This window comes from Bradyrhizobium sp. HKCCYLRH1030 (assembly GCF_051168395.1).
Taxonomy (GTDB): domain Bacteria; phylum Pseudomonadota; class Alphaproteobacteria; order Rhizobiales; family Xanthobacteraceae; genus Bradyrhizobium.
This window is the reverse complement of sequence record NZ_JBNPUY010000010.1, coordinates 109326-126116: the sequence shown is the minus strand read 5'-3', so window position 1 is coordinate 126116 and position 16791 is coordinate 109326. Positions and strand designations below refer to the sequence as shown.

Below are 16791 nucleotides of genomic sequence, written 5' to 3'. Positions count from 1 at the left end.
ACAGCTCGCCTCTACCGCCTCCGCACCTTCACCCGCGCATGCACCCGCGTGCCGCCGTGCGGGCCGTCGTCATCATCACCGCGGCCGAGCGCCATGATCGCGGTGCCCATCGCGGTCGAGCCGAAGGTGACGAAGAACGAGCCGAGCAAGAGACCGATGGCGACGACGGGCGAGTGGTCGGCGAAGATCAGGTGACGCAGGCCCCAGGGATCGAGCAGCAGCAATCCGCCGACCAGCACCACGGCCATGCCGAGGCCGAGCGCGAGATTGATCGCGAGCAGGCGGAACAGAGGGATCTGGAGCAATCGGCGCTGGCGTTGATTGTGCTGCATCGGCGATCTCCCGAGGGATCGTGAACGACAACGATATCGTAGCACCGTCCGCGACCGGCTCAAGGCCGGAGCCGCTCGGGGCGGGCATGGCTGCGCCGCGTGCGGCGCGCCGATTTGGGACAGGAGGCGGGAGTGTCCCGGCGGCCCTCTCTTGTCCGCGGACCTCGCGCGCACGAGGCGCCCGCGGCACATCTCGCTCCGTCATTCCGGGCCCCCGCGCGCTCCGGATGACGCCTCATTGAAACCGGAGCCGCGGCCTCACGCCGCCTCGCCCTCGGCCACCCCGTGCTGCCTGGCGATCACGCTCTGCCAGACGCTGGCGATCGCGCGTTGCGTCTCCGGCGCGATCAGGCAGTGGCCTTCATTGTCGAAGCCGCAGAAGCGCACCGAAGGATCGTGCCTCACCTCGACCAGCGCCTTGTTGATCATCTCCAGCGAGGCCATCACTTGGCCGATGTTCTGCAGCCGCGTGTGATGCAGGATGTCGATCAGGCGGAACATCATGATCGGCGGCTGGCCCATCGCGATGCCCGGCCGGCCGAACTCGAAGAATACGTTCACCGCGGGCAGCGCGCTCTGGATCTGCGCCAGGACCTTGGCCGCATCCTCGACGCTGCAGGCGACGAGATGCGCGCTCTGGGCGGGGAGGGTAGGCGTCAGCGGCGCCTCCGGGCCGAGCCCGAGACCCGACAGCACCTGATGCTCGATCCAACGCCGCACCTCCGGCGGCGCCGAGCGGATCTGGTCGGTCGACAGCGTAATCCCGATCATGGCGATCTCCATTTCGGCCGCGGAGCTTAGGGCGTCATGATGGCACGGTGTTGACGAGGATCAAGCGGCCGCGCCGGCGCAGCGCCTCAGGGCGCCACCAGTTCGACGCGGCGGTTCAGCGCGCGGCCCGCATCGGTGGCATTGCTGCCGACCGGCGCGAGCAGGCCGACGCCCGCGGTGCGCAGCCGCGCTGGCGCGATGCGATAGCTGCGCGAAAGCTCGGCGGCGACCGCCTCGGCGCGCCGCCGTGACAGATCGAGATTGTAGTCGTAGCTGCCTTGGTTGTCGGTATGGCCGACGATGAAGACGCTGAGCTGCGGCTGGCCGGCGAGCAACTGCGCGATCTGCTCCAGTGTCGGCCGGCTCTCCGGCTTCATCGTCGCCTTGTCGGTGTCGAAATAGATGCCGTAGAGCGCGATGTGGCCCTTGTCGCCGAGGCCCTTCGCCATCTCGGCTGCGCTCACCATCTTGTTCTCCATCGCGCCGAGCTCGGCAACGGTGAGCTGGGCGTAGATCTGCTGGTTGTTCTGGCTGACCAGCACGCTGGCAAAGGTCTCGCGGCCGCCGGCCTCCTTGCGGCCGGCAAAATAGCGGTAGTCGAAGCCATCGGCCCACATCTGCGGAACCGGCAGCAGGTCGATCGCCTCGGTGAAGGGAATGCCGCCGCAGGCGTCGGTGTCGCAGGCGAGGAGCTTCTCGAAGCCGGCCTTGGCGAGCTGATTTTCGAAATTGCGCGACACTTCGAGGATCGAGGGACCCGGCGCGGTGCGATAGGCGATTCTGACGACGCGACCCTCCAGGCGTCGCTCGTCGGTCGCCTTGTCCGCCTTGAACGGCGCCGCCTGCAGCCGCACCGCATCGAAATCCTTGGCGACATAGCCGGTGATCACGCTGCCGGCGAAGCGGCCGATCCCGGGGTAATCCTTTGCGCCCGCCACATCGCCCGGCTGAGCGGCCGCGGGCGCCAGGCCGTGACACATCAGGGCCGCGACCAAGGTGAGCTGTGCCAGTGTGCCGAGCCGGAACATCATCGTCATGGGGACCTCTCCCGAAAAGTGGCGCCAACGCTCGTGGTTTTCAGAACGCGCGCTTGGATCGGCGCGCGAAAACGGCGCGACGTCGGACGAGGCACGCCCTGCATGAGTGGCGACGAGCGCGCCGACCGTTCAAAAAAAGATGACGATGGGGTGCGGTTCGGTGGCTATCGCCCGCCGGCTGGCCTGGTACCGCCAAATCAGGCATTGTGACGGCGTCCGCCGCCGGACTGCCGTCATCATGCTCTCATGCAGGGACCTTTCTCCTCATGTCCGTTGTCCGCTTCCTTGTTGCCGTCGCGATCCTCTCCTTTGCCTCTCCCGCTTTGGCCGCGCGCTGCGGCGGCGACTTCAATACCTTCATCGCGGGCGTCTCGGCGGAGGCGCAGAGCGCCGGCGTCTCGGGCGGCACGATCAGCCAGGCGCTGTCGGGCGTGACGCTCGATCCGGCCGTGCTCGCCTTCGACCGCCGCCAGCGCTACACCTTCAACAAGAGCTTCGAGCAGTACGTCTCGACCCGCGTCGGCGCGGGCCGCATCAATGGCGGCCGCGCCATGCTGCAGCGGCACGCCGCGCTGCTGTCGCGCATCGAGCAACAATATGGCGTGCCGCGCCAGATCCTGGTCGCGATCTGGGGACTCGAGACCGATTTCGGCAAGGGCGACATGGGCAAGCTGCCGGTGATCCGCACGCTTGCGACCTTGGCGCATGACTGCCGCCGCACTGAGCTGTTCCAGGGCGAGCTGCTGGCGGCGCTGAAGATCGTGCAGCGCGGCGATCTCACTCTGCGCGACCTCGTGGGCGCCTTCGCCGGCGAGATCGGCCAGACCCAGTTCCTGCCGTCGTCCTACATCAAATACGGCGTCGATTTCGACGGCGACGGCCGCGTCGACCTGCGCCACTCCACCGCGGACGTGCTGGCCTCGACCGCCAACCTGCTGCACAGCAACGGCTTCAAGATGGGCCAGCCCTACGACGAGGGCTCGGCCAATTTCGACGCGATGCGCGAGTGGAACAGGGCGGTGATCTACCGCAAGACGATCGGCTACTACGCCGATCAGCTGATCGGGCGGTAGCGTTATCCGTCGCTCGCCCCTTGCTCTCAGGTCCCGTGCATGCGCGGCGAGTGACGGGGATCGCTTCAGAGGAGACGGGTCATGTCGCAGTCGCCGCCACGACCGTTCGCCGCGTTCGCGACCCAGGTCCAGCGCCAGAGCGGGCTGCGCGCCGCGATCACCTCGGCCTATCGCCGCGCCGAGCCGGAGTGCATCGCGCCGCTGCTCGATCTCGCCGCGCTCCCGGAGGCATCGTCGGCACGAGCGGCCGGTCTGGCGCGGGATCTGGTCCTGCGTCTGCGCGGCAAGGCGCAATCCGGCGGCGTCGAGGGACTGATCCACGAATATTCGCTGTCGAGCCAGGAGGGCGTGGCCCTGATGTGCCTGGCCGAGGCGCTGCTGCGGATTCCGGACACCGCGACGCGGGATGCGCTGATCCGCGACAAGATCGCAACCGGCGATTGGCGCGCCCATATCGGGCACAGCCCGTCGCTGCTGGTGAACGCCGCGACCTGGGGCCTCATCGTCACCGGCACGCTGACGGCCGCGGCCAGCGAGGACAGCCTGGCGTCGGCGCTGACACGGCTGATCGCCCGCGGCGGCGAGCCGATCATCCGCAAGGGCGTCACGCTCGCCATGCGCCTGATGGGCGAACAGTTCGTGGCCGGTCAGACCATCGACGCGGCGCTGTCGAACGGCCGTCCATGGGAAGCGCAGGGCTTCCGCTACTCCTATGACATGCTCGGGGAGGCCGCGACGACGGCGGAAGACGCCGCGCGCTACTTCGCCGCCTACGAGGCGGCGATCCATGCGATCGGGCGGCACGCGGCCGGTGCCGGCATCTACGAAGGGCCGGGCATCTCGATCAAGCTCTCGGCGCTGCATCCGCGCTATGTCAGCATCAAGCGCGACCGCGTCATGGACGAGCTGCTGCCGCGGCTGAAGCGGCTGGTGCTGCTCGCGCGGCGATACGACATCGGCCTCAACATCGACGCCGAGGAAGCCGACCGTCTCGACCTGTCCCTCGATCTGCTCGAGGCGCTCTGCCTCGATCCGGATCTCGCCGGCTGGAACGGCATCGGCTTCGTCATCCAGGCCTATCAGAAGCGCTGCGCCTTCGTCGTCGATTGGCTCATCGACCTCGCGCGGCGCACGCGGCGCCGGCTGATGGTGCGCCTCGTCAAGGGCGCCTATTGGGACAGCGAGATCAAGCGCGCCCAGGTCGATGGCCTGGAGGACCTTCCGGTCTTCACGCGCAAGCACCATACCGACGTGTCGTACCTCGCCTGCGCCCGCAAACTCCTGGGCGCGCCCGACGCCGTGTTCCCGCAGTTCGCGACGCATAATGCGCGGACGCTGGCATCGATCGTGGAGATGGCCGGCCCCACCTACGCGCGCGGCCAGTACGAATTCCAGTGCCTGCACGGCATGGGCGAGCCGCTCTACGAGGAGGTTGTCGGACCCGCACGGCTCGGCCGGCCGTGCCGCATCTACGCGCCGGTCGGCTCGCACGAGACGCTGCTGGCCTATCTGGTGCGGCGGCTGCTGGAGAACGGCGCCAACACCTCCTTCGTCAATCGCATCGCCGATCCCGCCGTCTCCGTCGACGATCTGATCGCGGACCCCGTCGCCATCGTTCGCGCGTCGGAACGCCCGGGCGCGCCGCACGACAAGATCAGGCGCCCGCCCGAGCTGTTCGGCCCGGACCGCGCGAACTCGGCCGGCTTCGATCTCTCCGATCAGCGCGCGCTGGCGCGTCTCGGCGAAGGCCTGGTCACGAGCGCGAGCCTCGATTGGACGGCTGCGGCGCCGGGAGCGACCACCAGCGAAGGCGCGCGCCGCATTCGCAATCCCGCCGACCGCCGTGACGTCGTCGGCGCGGTCAGGGATGCCGCGCCTGCCGAGATCGAGGCGGCCCTGTCGCGTGCGGCGAACGCCGCGCCGGCCTGGGCCGCGACCAGCCCCCGCGCGCGCGCCGCATGCCTGCGCGCCGCGGCCGAGACGATGGAGGCGCGTCGCCTCGTCCTCATCGGCTTGATCGTCCGCGAGGCCGGCAAGACCTTTGCGAACGCCGTCGGCGAGGTGCGCGAAGCCGTCGATTTCCTGCGCTATTATGCGGGCGAGATCGAACGTCTCTCCGAGGGCGATAGTCCCGACCCGCTCGGCCCCGTGGTGTGCATCAGCCCGTGGAATTTTCCGCTCGCGATCTTCACCGGCCAGGTCGCGGCGGCGCTCGCGGCCGGCAATCCGGTGCTGGCGAAACCTGCCGAGGAGACGCCGCTGATCGCCGCCCAAGCGGTTCGCATCATCCATGAGGCCGGCGTTCCAGCGGATGTCCTGCAATTGCTGCCGGGCGACGGCCGCGTCGGCGCGGCGCTGGTTGCTGACGCCCGCGTCCAGGCCGTGATGTTCACGGGATCGACCGACGTCGCGCGGCTGATCCAGAAACAGCTTGCCGAGCGCCTCACCGTCCATGGACAGCCCGTGCCGCTGATCGCGGAGACCGGCGGCCAGAACGCGCTGGTCGTGGATTCCTCCGCGCTCGCCGAGCAGGTCGTCGCCGATGTCATCACCTCCGCCTTCGACTCCGCCGGCCAGCGCTGCTCGGCGCTGCGCATCCTCTGCCTGCAGGACGATGTCGCCGATCGCATCCTGTCGATGCTGCGCGGCGCGATGGCCGAGCTCGAGCTCGGCGATCCGAGCCTGCTGTCCGTCGACGTCGGGCCGGTGATTTCCGACGAGGCACGCGACACCATCTCCGCTCATGTCGCGTCGATGCGCGCCCGCGGTCATGCGGTGGACGAGCTGCCGCTGCCGCCGCAGGCGGCGCACGGGACTTTCGTTGCGCCGACCATCATCGAGATCGCCAGCATCTTCGATGTCGAGCGCGAGGTGTTCGGCCCCGTCCTCCACGTCCTGCGCTACCGTCGCGAGCAGCTCGCTGACCTCATCGACGCGATCAACCTCACCGGCTATGGCCTGACCTTCGGCATCCACTCGCGGATCACGGAGACAATTGCGCGGGCGTCGGGCCGCAGCGCCGCCGGCAACATCTACGTCAACCGCAACGTGATCGGCGCGGTCGTCGGCGTGCAGCCATTCGGCGGCTCCGGCCTGTCGGGGACCGGGCCGAAGGCCGGCGGTCCGCTGTATCTGCGCCGGCTGTTCGCGATGCCGCCGCGCCAGCGGCTCATGGCGTCGCAGTCTGACGCGGTCTTGCGCTCTTATCTCGACGGGTTGCGCGCCAGCGGACACGCCGAGGCGGCGCTGGCGTGCGAGGCGCATGGGCCCCAGGTGCGGGCCGGGCTCGAGATCGAGTTGCCAGGACCCGTCGGTGAACAGAACATCTATCGCATCACCGCGCGCGGCGTCGTCGCTGCACTGGCGAGAAGCGAGCAGGCGTTGCTGGTCCAGATCGGCGTCATTCTGATGACCGGAAACGACGCGTTCGTCGAACGCGCCAGCCCTGCTTGTGCCGTGTTGGGACCGCTCACCAGCCGGCTGCGCGGCCGCCTGCGGATCGTCGACAGCTGGCGGGCTCTCGGCGATCTGCAGGCCGTGCTTGCCGACGGCGAGGCGGATGAATTGATCGCGCTCGGCCGCGACCTCGCCACGCGCCCCGGACCGATCGTCCCGCTCGTCACGCCGCGCGCCAGCGACGGCTGCTACGATCTCGACCGGCTGGTCACCGAGGTCAGTCTCTCCACCAACACCGCGGCCGCCGGCGGCAATGCCAGCCTGATGTCGATCGGCTGAGAAGACAGGTATTCCGTCCCGGGCTGGCTCGAGGCCGCAGGACAGGATAGGGGAGAACACCGTCATCGTCGGCCCGCTCCGCCCGCTGACGCACGCTTCGCTCCGATCGAGGACATCTGATGTCGACCATCCTGTTCAAGAATGCCGCTCTGCTCGACCCGCTGCAGCCGGAGCTGCTCGAGGGGCAGCACGTGCTGGTCGAGGACCATCTGATCAAGGAGGTGTCGGATCAGCCGCTGCGGGCGAGCGCCGATCAGACCATCGATCTCAAGGGCAAGACGCTGATGCCCGGCCTGATCGACCTGCACGTGCATGCGATCGCGGTCGAGCTCAATCTTGCGCAACAGGTGCAGATGCCGAACGTGCTGGTGACCCTGCGCTCGGCGCTGCTGCTCAAGGGCATGCTGCGGCGGGGCTTTACGACGGTGCGTGACGCCGGCGGCGCCGGCTATCCGCTGAAGCAGGCCGTCGATACCGGCCTTACCGAGGGCCCGCGGCTGTTCGTCTCCGGCCGGGCGCTCAGCCAGACCGGCGGTCATGGCGACATGCGGGCGCGGACGGATTTCCTCTCCGACAACGCCCCTTGTCCGTGCTGCGTGCGCGTCGGCGCGCTGGCCCGGGTGGCGGACGGCGTCGATGCGGTGCGCAAGGCGGTGCGCGAGGAGCTGCAGATGGGCGCCGACCAGATCAAGATCATGGCGTCCGGCGGCGTGGCCTCGCCGACCGATCCCGTCGGTGCGTTCGGCTACTCGGAGGACGAGATCCGCGCCATCGTCGCCGAGGCCCGCGCGCGGCAGACCTACGTCCTGGCGCATGCCTACACGGCGGAAGCCATCGCCCGCGCCGTCCATTGCGGTGTCCGCACCATCGAGCACGGCAATCTGGTCGACCTTCCGACCGCGCGCCTGATGGCCGAGAAGGGCGTCTATGTCATCCCGACGCTCGTCACCTATGAGGCGCTCGCCAATGAAGGCGCGCAGTATGGCCTGCCGCCGGAGAGCGTCGCCAAGATCGCCGATGTGCGCGATGCCGGCCTGCGCTCGCTCGGCATCTACCGCGACGCCGGCGTCAAGATGGGCTTCGGCAGCGATCTCCTGGGGCCGTCCCAGCGCCTGCAGAGCGATGAATTCCGGATCCGCGCCGAGATCCTCGGCGCCCGCGAGGTCATCGCCAGCGCGACCGTGATCGGCGCCGAGGTGCTGGGCATGGAGGGCAAGCTCGGCCGCATCGTGCCCGGCGCCTTCGCCGACCTGCTCGTGGTCGAGGGCAATCCGCTGCGCGACGTCTCGTGCCTGCTCGGCCAGGGCGATCACATTCCGCTGGTGATGAAGGCCGGCAAGGTCCACATCGACCGGCTGAACGCCTGAGGCAACTCGGCGCCGAAATCCACCGGGCCAATGGTCGACAGTCCCAGCGTTTGTGCGCGCTGTCATGCGGGACGTCCATCGTCTCTCCGCCGCCTCGACGCTGCGGGCGCCGACATCTGCGATGAGTGCTTCTTGGAACGCAGTCATTCGGCCTCGCGGCGCTCCGTGCGTCCGAGTTGTGCGGGTCGTTTCGCCCTCATCGACGAAGAGGGCGCAGGGAATGCCGGGAGCTGGCCGCCCCCATGGCCCGCCTGCGAAAAAAATGCAGGCGGCAGGTACCACAGGTTCAGCCGAGACATCCCGGCATTCCCCGCGCGATGGTTGGGCGGCTTATACGTCCTCTCCCCGGGGACCGGCTGTCTTGCCCCCGTCACGGACGGATCATCGTCACCGTCCGCTTGGCCTCAGCACCGGGAGGCCAGGACCCTACGATTTCGCCGGCGCATCGGGCTCGTTCGTCCGCACGATTGCTCGCGCTGCGATCCAATGCACCCACCGCATCCCGCACCCACGTCTCGTGACGATCGCGAAGCGCCCCTCATTGCGGGACGGGATGCGCACAGTCAATCATGTCTTTCTGAAAAACGAAAGTAGAATATTTTCCGTGGGAGGACTGGACAAGGGTGATGTGCTTGAGGCGGTGAGTCAAATCAGATTTTGGGCGCATCGCATCAGAGGTTGACTTGTCGGTCGTGCGCGCCTGGCTCCGGGCCCGCGCGAGTCTCGAGAAGCATTTCCGCTCAAGCCCAGCAGCCCGACGTCTCTGGCGGCGGCCGGAAGGTCCGAGAAGGGCGAACAACGGACATCAAAACATGCTAAAGTCGCGGCGGCTAACAGCACGCGCGAAGTGATGGGGACCAGGCAACAATGGGGCCTGATCCACGCAATCACCCCTTTGCCGTCATTGCGGTCTTTCCCCCGCCCATCCCGTTTTCAACGCGTTACAAGGACCTCCACCTACGCTGGCAGCATGGTGGCATCACCCAAGGCGCCACGCTTAAACTCGATCAATTCGACAGAAATGTCCGGACCAAGCTGGCTTTGTAGGTCGGCAACCACACCATTCAAATTCGAACTAGATGGCTCCATGCAAGCGATCAAGAGAACGTCCGGACGAATACGCCGAGCGGCAGCAACAAGTTGTTCTCTTTGAAATTTATCGAGGCCGGGGGAACTCTTCGCTTCGCAGAGGTAAACGTCCCCGTCGACGACCGCCAAGGCGTCGACTTCGACCGTCGGACCGTCCTGGTCCTCAGGATACGATTCCCAAAGCTTGATGGATGGAGCAAAGTAGAACGAGCTTCGCGCACGTTCGGAGAGCTGCCATAGCGTCCATATGGCCGCCTCGATCCCGTGCTCGCGGTAGGCCTCCAAGATGAAGCCGTTGGGACGAAACTGCCAATCACCTGATACGGGCGCAGATTGTTTCTGTTTGCAGACTTGGCATTCCAAGACGCCTTGCATGCCATCAATGGCGACCCAGTTGCGGTTGTAGCACTGTCGGCACTGCCACTCGCGACCCTGAAAAAGCACCTTCTGCCGACAGAGGTGTTGGATCGACCGATCGAGGCGCTTCGGATCGAGATAATGCGCCTTGTCTTCCTCGGAGACAGGACCGTTCTCTTGAAGCTCCTTTTCGACCAGTTTGACCCAATCACCGTACAATGTCGTATAGTCAACAAGTCGGTCCATCTTCCCGACTTTGCGCCCAAAGCGGATCGCTTCGCGAGCGAGCCGGTCAAACTCGTCATCGGTGCGAAATTCCAAAGCTCCCTGGCGACGGCTTAGCCGCTTGCGCAGAGTCGTCAAAAACTCGGTGCGAAGCTCCGGGTTCTTCTCAACAGGCACCGCTCCAAGTCCAATCAGGATGTCTCGCCAGAACCCATTCATGAATGCATCAAAAGCCTCTGGTATCTGATCAAAATGCTCGAGGATCGCGACAAGGTAACGCCCTTTGTCAGACAGCTCCGCATAGGCATAGCGCTCTCGCTTCGTCGGCTGATCCGGCCTATTCCGATGGAAGGGAAGCCACTCCTTCCTTACACAAAGGGCAGTCAGAAAAGCTTCGATGTCTTCCGGAATTGTGATCGAGACAGAACGTTGGTCCTGGGATCGAGGTAGCGACAATTGTCCCGAGCGAATGACCCGGGTCACCTGCTGTTCGTAACGTTCAGGTCCACCGTCTTGCCAATTAACTTTGAACGCCGTTTCCAGTCGAAGACGACGAGGCAAGTCCCAGTCATGGCGGACGTTCGAGAACCGGCAGTGATCATGCAGGCGATCGATCCTTAGATTGACCATCCAGCTCCCTGCACGTAGCCCTTCGGGAGGGGGCGCTTCCCGCATATGCCAGGGCAGAGTCGGCGGCACGTACGCATTATTTTCCCTGAACTCAAGAACCTCGTGGCTGCGTACTTCCGTATGAGATAACCTATACCGGTACTGAGGCTCGTAATTAAACGGCGGGATGCAAGCCGCGTGATCGTCGTGGTGCACGCAAGATATGGCAGACGGAAAATCCGATGAGCGCATTGACTGCGCGACGCGGTCGAGGTCCGCCTGCGACAGCGAACAAGATCGTATCGTAACGTCCGGCGCGCCTCGCGAGGTCCGTTTTCCGCGTTGACGGATGATGGTCTTGATTAGACCGATAAATTCTGGGTCCGTGAACTGAGACGTCGGAATACGAAGAGCCGAGATGGCACCAATCCACTGTTCTTCCTGCCGATGATGCTGATTCCAGAAGAGGAGCCGGTCATCGAGGCTATCGCCAACGAAGAGGTTGAATCCCTCCGACCATTCACTGTAATCCGTCGCGAGATAGGGGGCAAAAAGATCCGAGGCGATTGAAAGAGGAAGGATTTCGCTCGGCTTGCCGAGTTCTTCTAGGATACATCGCTCATCGGTCAGGTAATCGCTACGTGGCGTCTTGCCCAGAAAAGTGTTTTCGAGCGCATCTTTGGAAATGAGCGTAAGCGTACCAAACAAATCCGTATGAAATCGCGGCACGATCGGCTGATAGGATTTGCTCAGAAACCCGAAATTCTCCTGAATAAACGGGCTCTCGCTTCCATCATAAAACTTGTCAATGATCCGGAGATTCGAAATCCGGCCACCGAAACCAACGCTCCGTGTAAGTAGCACGGGCACGATCGAGAGACTGCGGAGGCCCTGAATGGGCAGTTCTAGCCGAGAGTGAAGGCCATCACCTCCAGTAAGTCCGGCCGGATCGTGATAAATAAGGTGAGTGGGACAGTATCTTTCGTGGATATGGGCAACCAAGGACTCTTGAAGCAGAACGAAACTGCAGATTATGTCAGGGTCGTGGTAATCAAGCCACTTAGTATAGCGAGGGTCGATGGCGTCGGGCTTAGTTGGAACGATTAATGTACGGCGGCCTCCCCAACGGCCATAGGCCTCTGCGAAGATGCAATCAAGCAAGATGTCTGAGCAGTTAGCGACATCAATCAGGTACGCGACCCGCAATGGTCGCGGGCTGCCCACAATGAACAGTGGATTCGGCTTCTCCCACATGGTTTCTTAAGCCTACAATAAATCTTTTGGCCCGGCCATTAGAAGGTTACACCATACGCCCTCTCGCTTGGCCGTCGACCAAAGTACCGACTTAAACAGGGCGAACTGCGACTTGCGGAGCACACGTCCGTTCAGGGCTGAACGCGGACGCCGGTCATTCGGTCGCGAAGGTCTGCAGTTGACCAGTGGATAAGCTCGTCAACACGGGTCGGAATTTAATCTCCTTCATTCGGCCCGCACGGTGAAGCGTCGAGCAGCCACGTGCGGCGAACGTCGCGGACGGCTAACGCCCGCGATCAGCTCGCCGCGACATCTGCGCGGGCCTGCACGCCGCGCGCGAACCGGCCGAAGCGCAGCGCCAGCGTCGGCAGCACCAGCAGGTTGAGGGCCATCGAGGTCAGGAGTCCGCCCAGGATAACCACGGCCATTGGTCCCTCGATCTCGCGGCCCGGCTCGCCGGCGCCGAGCGCGAGCGGCAGCAGGCCGAGGCCGGTCACCAGCGAGGTCATCAGGATCGGCACCAGGCGGTCGGCGGCGCCGGCGATCGCGGTCTCCAGGGTCCAGGCGCGGCCTTCGACGACGACCAGATGCTCGTAATGCGAGATCATCAGGATCGAGTTGCGCAGCGCGATCCCGAACAGCGTCACGAAGCCCACCATCGAGCCCAGCGACAGCACGCCGCCGGTCAAGGCGACCGCGATGACGCCGCCGACGAAGGCGAACGGCAGGTTGATCAGCACCAGCACCAGGTTGCGCCAGTGCCCGGTGACGAAGGACAGCAGCAGCACGATTCCGATCGTCGCCAGCAGCGAGTTCACCAGCAGGTCGCGGCGCGACTTGGCCTGCGCCTCGGCCGCGCCGGTGAACTCGACATGGGCGCCCGGCGGCAGCTTGACCTCCTTGGCGATCTTCCGCTTGGCCGCGGCGACGAAGGATTCGAGATCGCGCTCGGTCACGTTGGCGGTCACGGTCTGCACGCGCTGCCCATTGCGATGAAGCACGACGTAGCGTCCTGCGGTGCCGTAGACATCCGCGACCTGCTTCAGGAGGATGTAGGCGCCGCCCGGCGTCCGGATCGGCATGTTGCCGATCTCGGTCGGGCGTGCCGTCGCATCGGGATCGAGCTTGACGATGACGTTGAAGACCACGTTGCCTTCATAGGCCTGGCCGACCACGTCGCCCTGATAGGCGGTGCGGATCAATTCCAGCACCTCGACCGCGTCCAGGCCCCAGGATTGCAGATCGGTCGGGCGCAGGGTCACGTTGACCTGCGGCATGCCCGGCGGCGACTGCTGCTGGATGTCGATCGCGCCCCAGACCTCGCCGAGCTCGCGCGCGATGTCGCGCGCCGCACGCTCGAGATCGTCGAGATCGGGGCCGAACACGTTGATGACCACGGCGGCGTTGAAGCCGGACAGCGTCTCCTCGATGCGCTCGGTCAGGTAGGTCTTGATCGACAGGTTGATGCCGGCGAAGTTGGCGAGCGCGGCGCGGATGCGCTGCTGCGCCAGCTCCTGCTGTTCGCCGGATAGCCCCGGCTTCAGGTCGACCTCGATCTCGCTCGAGTGCGTGCCCGCGGTATCGACGCCGGCTTCGGCGCGGCCGGCATGCTGCGCCACGCTGCGGACCTCCGGCACGCCCTGCAGGGCCTCGGCGATCAGCGTGCCCAGCCGCAGCGATTCGTCGAGCGAGGTGCCCGGCAGCGTCGAGACATGGAGGATCAGGTGGCCTTCCTTCAGGTCGGGCAGGAAGGTGCCGCCGAAGAACGGCACCAGGCTTGCGCCGCCGGCGGTCACCAGCACGGCCGTCAGCATGACCGACTTGGGAAAGCGGCCGAGCCGCCGCAACAGCGTCTCGTAGGCGCCGCGCGACCAGCGCACCAGCGGCGGCTCGCGTTCCTCGCGCGGCTTCCGGCCGGCCAGCAGCAGCATCGACAGCGCCGGCGTGACCGTCAGCGCGACGATCAGCGAGGCCACCACGGCGAGGATGTAGGCGATGCCGAGCGGTCCGAACAGCCGGCCGGCGAGGCCCGGCAGCGCAAGTATCGGCACGAACACCAGGAGCACGGCGAAAGTCGCATAGGCGACCGCGCTGCGCACCTCGAGCATGGCATCGTAGACCACGCGCGCTTCGCTGCGCGGCGACGGCAGGCCTCGGTTCTCACGCAGCCGGCGCACCACGTTCTCGACGCCGATCACGGCATCGTCGACGACCTCGCCGATCGCGATGGCGAGACCGCCAAGGGTCATCGTGTCCAGGCTCTGTCCCATCCATTGCAGGGCCAGCACGGCCGATAACAGCGACAGCGGGATCGCGGTGCAACTGATGACGGAAGTGCGCCAGTCATAGAGGAACAGGAACAGCACGATGATGACCAGGGCGCCGCCGATCAGCAGGGCGAACAGCACGTTCTCCGTCGCCGCATCGATGAAGGTCGCCGGACGAAACAGATCGGCGTGCAGCTTGACCTTCTCGCTGTCGAGCGCCGGCCGCAGCTCCCGCAGCGCGGCCTCGACGCGCGCCGCGACGTTGCGCGTGTTGGCGCCGAATTGCTGGCTGATCATCATCATGATGCCGGGCCGGCCGTTGATCAGCGCGCCCCCGATCGGCGGCTCCGGCGCGTTCACGACCGTCGCGACGTCGCCGAGCACCACGCTGGCGCCGCCCTGGTGCAGCAGGACCGTGCGCGCCAGCTGCTCGGGTGTGAGCGACTGGCCCTGCGTCTGCAGGATGACCCGTTGATTGGCCGTGTCGACGAAGCCGGCACCGCGCACGCCGGTGGCCTTGCGCGCGGCGGCGAGGACGTCGTTCATGCCGACGCCGAAGCGGACAAGGTCGTCGGATCGCACCTGCACCTGCAGCGACCGGATGTCCCGGCCATAGGTCGTGACCTGCGCCACGCCCGCGACGGCCAGCAGCCGCCGGCTCACGGTCCAATCGGCGATCGTGCGCAGATCCATCAGCGAGCGCTGCTCGGAGGTCAGCCCGATCGCCAGCACGGTGCCGGCCGCCGGCACCAGCGGCGTCATCGATGGCGCCCGCACGCCCTGTGGCAGGCTGCCGGCGACGACCGCGAGTCGCTCGGTCACCAATTGCCGCGCCCGGAACACCTCAGTGCCGGGCTGGAAGATAACCGAAATGACGGACAGGCCCTGGATCGACGACGACCTCATGCTCTCGACGCCGGCGAGACCGTTGATCGCGATTTCGATCGGCTGCGTGACCAGCACCTCGACCTGTTCCGGACTGAGCCCGGGGGCCTCGGTCTGGATCGAGACCTGCGGCGGCGCGAATTCGGGAAACACCGCGTAATTGGCGCTGCCTAGCGAGAAGATGCCGTAGCCGAGAATGGTGCAGGCCACCCCCAGCACGATGCCGCGGAAGCGGATGGCAAACGAGATCAGCGCCGCCTGGGGGCCGGTCGCGGCGCCGCGAACGCCGTCAATCATCGTCGCCGCCGCCGCGCAACTCGCTCTTGGCCTCCTCCGACAACAGCACCTGCGCGCCGCGCAGAACGATCTCGGAGCCCGACGGAATGTCCTGCACGACATAGTCGTCGTCGGACACCGGTTGGTCGGTGCGGATCGGATGGCGCTTGAAGATCTCGGGACCGGCGCGCAAATAGACCCACGAGCGGCCCTGCCATTGCACGATCGCGGTGTCCTCGATGAAGACGCCGTCGAACGACTTGCCCGAGGGCACGTAGGCGGTGGTGTTCATCCCTGGCAGCAGCCCGCTGTCGCCGGCGGCGACGAAGTAATAGCTCACGCCCTGGATGCGCGGATCGGTTCGCGGCGCAGCCGACAAATAGCGCAGATCGATGTTGGCGCTGCGGGTGGGCGCCTGCGCCAGCGCGCCGCGCGGCGGCCCGGCCAGAGTCACGCCGGGCGGCAGCGTGACCTGCACCAGCAGCTGCTCGCGTTCGATCAGTTGCACGACCTGCGGCGAACGCTCGATGATGCCCTTGCCGATGACCGCGCCCCATTCCTGCCGCGCCGTCGCCATCAGGGTCTTCACTTGCGATTCGGCGGCAGCCAGGCTGGCTTGATCGGTCCGGAACGTGCCCTCCGCCGCCTCCGCATCCTTCCGCGGCATCGCCGCCGACTGCACGAGGTCGCGGGCGCGCTCGAATGCGAGTCTTGCGACGTCGAGTTTCGCTTGTGCCGTCTGCAGCTGCGCCTGGGCATTGGCGTAGTTGTTGGTCAGGTCGGTCAGCCTGGCGACGTCCAGCACCGTGCCGTAAGCGCGAAACTGTTCGGGATGGGATTCCGCCGCCAGGACGGCGGTCTGGAGTCCGATCTGCTTCTGTTGCGTTGCGGAAAGCTTGACCGTCGCCGGCTCCCGGCCTGCCGCGCCGTCAGACTGCGCCTGCGCGCGCGACGACAGGGAAACCACCATGAACAGCACGGCACCGCATGCGGCCGCAGCTCTCGTCCGTTGCCTCACCATGCAGTCCCGGCCCCATCGATCGGGGAAACGTCTGGATGACGTTGATGTCGCTGCAACAACAGCTACTTCAGCTTCGAGGGTGTTTCAAGCAGCACCGGCTGCGGGGCCATCGCGGACGTCCTGCCCACGCGGCTTCCGTCGGATGCGATCACGGTACTTGCGGAGGGGAGCGCGTAGCGCGATGCACGCAGGCGCCAATGCTTGTGGCGCCTGCCTTGCAAGCGAGCCGCATCCGCGGCGGGTTCGTGGCCGAACATGGACCGCAGCCGCGCTGCGGCGTGGAGATCGGGCGTTCGGCATGCGTCGGGATATTTCTTCTTGAGTGTTAGAAGTATTCTTAGACACATTCCAGCGTATTCGTCCGCAACCCAAGCTTGTTGCCGGCCACGCGTGCCGCGCTACACAAAAAGCCCAGACTAACAAACTTGTTAGGCACGATTTTCCTCATCGAATGACCCGGGATTTTTTCCCGATTCCCCGACAGGGGCGAGAA

9 protein-coding genes are annotated in these 16791 nt (G+C 65.9%); 3 read left to right on the top strand and 6 right to left on the bottom strand.

Going from position 1 to position 16791, the window contains the following annotated elements:
* Nucleotides 1-11: 11 nt before the first annotated feature.
* The 3 genes from ACQR1E_RS26495 to ACQR1E_RS26485 all read right to left on the bottom strand — a co-directional run bounded on the left by ACQR1E_RS26495 (nucleotide 12) and on the right by ACQR1E_RS26485 (nucleotide 2134).
* The gene (locus ACQR1E_RS26495) at nucleotides 12-332 is read right to left on the bottom strand and encodes a hypothetical protein (RefSeq protein WP_315716475.1); all 321 of its coding nucleotides are present in this window, start codon (nucleotides 330-332) and stop codon (nucleotides 12-14) included.
* 258 nt (nucleotides 333-590) lie between these two features.
* A complete protein-coding gene (locus ACQR1E_RS26490) occupies nucleotides 591-1103 on the bottom strand; it encodes a hypothetical protein (RefSeq protein WP_315716476.1) in 513 nt (170 codons plus the stop codon).
* An 86-nt stretch (nucleotides 1104-1189) separates the two neighbouring features.
* On the bottom strand, nucleotides 1190-2134 hold the full coding sequence (locus ACQR1E_RS26485; protein ID WP_434872242.1) for an OmpA family protein: 945 nt from the start codon (nucleotides 2132-2134) through the stop codon (nucleotides 1190-1192).
* Between the two features lie 272 nt (nucleotides 2135-2406).
* Here ACQR1E_RS26485 and ACQR1E_RS26480 point away from each other — a divergent pair, with 272 nt between their 5' ends.
* The 3 genes from ACQR1E_RS26480 to ACQR1E_RS26470 all read left to right on the top strand — a co-directional run bounded on the left by ACQR1E_RS26480 (nucleotide 2407) and on the right by ACQR1E_RS26470 (nucleotide 8315).
* Nucleotides 2407-3213: a lytic murein transglycosylase gene (locus ACQR1E_RS26480; RefSeq protein WP_315754577.1), complete on the top strand. Its 807-nt coding sequence runs from the start codon at nucleotides 2407-2409 to the stop codon at nucleotides 3211-3213.
* Nucleotides 3214-3294: 81 nt separating this feature from the next.
* Nucleotides 3295-6948: a trifunctional transcriptional regulator/proline dehydrogenase/L-glutamate gamma-semialdehyde dehydrogenase gene (putA, locus tag ACQR1E_RS26475; protein WP_434897772.1), complete on the top strand. Its 3654-nt coding sequence runs from the start codon at nucleotides 3295-3297 to the stop codon at nucleotides 6946-6948.
* Between the two features lie 119 nt (nucleotides 6949-7067).
* On the top strand, nucleotides 7068-8315 hold the full coding sequence (locus ACQR1E_RS26470) for an amidohydrolase family protein (protein ID WP_434897771.1): 1248 nt from the start codon (nucleotides 7068-7070) through the stop codon (nucleotides 8313-8315).
* Between the two features lie 957 nt (nucleotides 8316-9272).
* Here the strand turns inward: ACQR1E_RS26470 and ACQR1E_RS26465 are convergent.
* The 3 genes from ACQR1E_RS26465 to ACQR1E_RS26455 all read right to left on the bottom strand — a co-directional run bounded on the left by ACQR1E_RS26465 (nucleotide 9273) and on the right by ACQR1E_RS26455 (nucleotide 16298).
* The gene (locus ACQR1E_RS26465; RefSeq protein WP_434843626.1) at nucleotides 9273-11849 is read right to left on the bottom strand and encodes a hypothetical protein; all 2577 of its coding nucleotides are present in this window, start codon (nucleotides 11847-11849) and stop codon (nucleotides 9273-9275) included.
* Between the two features lie 296 nt (nucleotides 11850-12145).
* On the bottom strand, nucleotides 12146-15298 hold the full coding sequence (locus tag ACQR1E_RS26460) for an efflux RND transporter permease subunit (RefSeq protein WP_434897770.1): 3153 nt from the start codon (nucleotides 15296-15298) through the stop codon (nucleotides 12146-12148).
* Complete coding sequence (locus tag ACQR1E_RS26455) at nucleotides 15291-16298, bottom strand: efflux RND transporter periplasmic adaptor subunit (protein WP_434897769.1); 1008 nt, start codon at nucleotides 16296-16298, stop codon at nucleotides 15291-15293. Before ACQR1E_RS26455 ends, ACQR1E_RS26460 begins: the two co-directional genes overlap by 8 nt.
* Between the last annotated feature and the right edge of the window lie 493 nt (nucleotides 16299-16791).

Excerpts from the sequence above, each read along its gene's own strand:
- ACQR1E_RS26470 (WP_434897771.1), top strand. The coding sequence starts at position 7,068 with ATGTCGACCATCCTGTTCAAGAATGCCGCTCTGCTCGACCCGCTGCAG.
- ACQR1E_RS26460 (WP_434897770.1), bottom strand. The coding sequence starts at position 15,298 with ATGATTGACGGCGTTCGCGGCGCCGCGACCGGCCCCCAGGCGGCGCTG.
- ACQR1E_RS26455 (WP_434897769.1), bottom strand. The coding sequence starts at position 16,298 with ATGGTGAGGCAACGGACGAGAGCTGCGGCCGCATGCGGTGCCGTGCTG.
- ACQR1E_RS26495 (WP_315716475.1), bottom strand. The coding sequence starts at position 332 with ATGCAGCACAATCAACGCCAGCGCCGATTGCTCCAGATCCCTCTGTTC.
- putA (WP_434897772.1), top strand. The coding sequence starts at position 3,295 with ATGTCGCAGTCGCCGCCACGACCGTTCGCCGCGTTCGCGACCCAGGTC.
- ACQR1E_RS26490 (WP_315716476.1), bottom strand. The coding sequence starts at position 1,103 with ATGATCGGGATTACGCTGTCGACCGACCAGATCCGCTCGGCGCCGCCG.
- ACQR1E_RS26485 (WP_434872242.1), bottom strand. The coding sequence starts at position 2,134 with ATGATGTTCCGGCTCGGCACACTGGCACAGCTCACCTTGGTCGCGGCC.
- ACQR1E_RS26480 (WP_315754577.1), top strand. The coding sequence starts at position 2,407 with ATGTCCGTTGTCCGCTTCCTTGTTGCCGTCGCGATCCTCTCCTTTGCC.
- ACQR1E_RS26465 (WP_434843626.1), bottom strand. The coding sequence starts at position 11,849 with ATGTGGGAGAAGCCGAATCCACTGTTCATTGTGGGCAGCCCGCGACCA.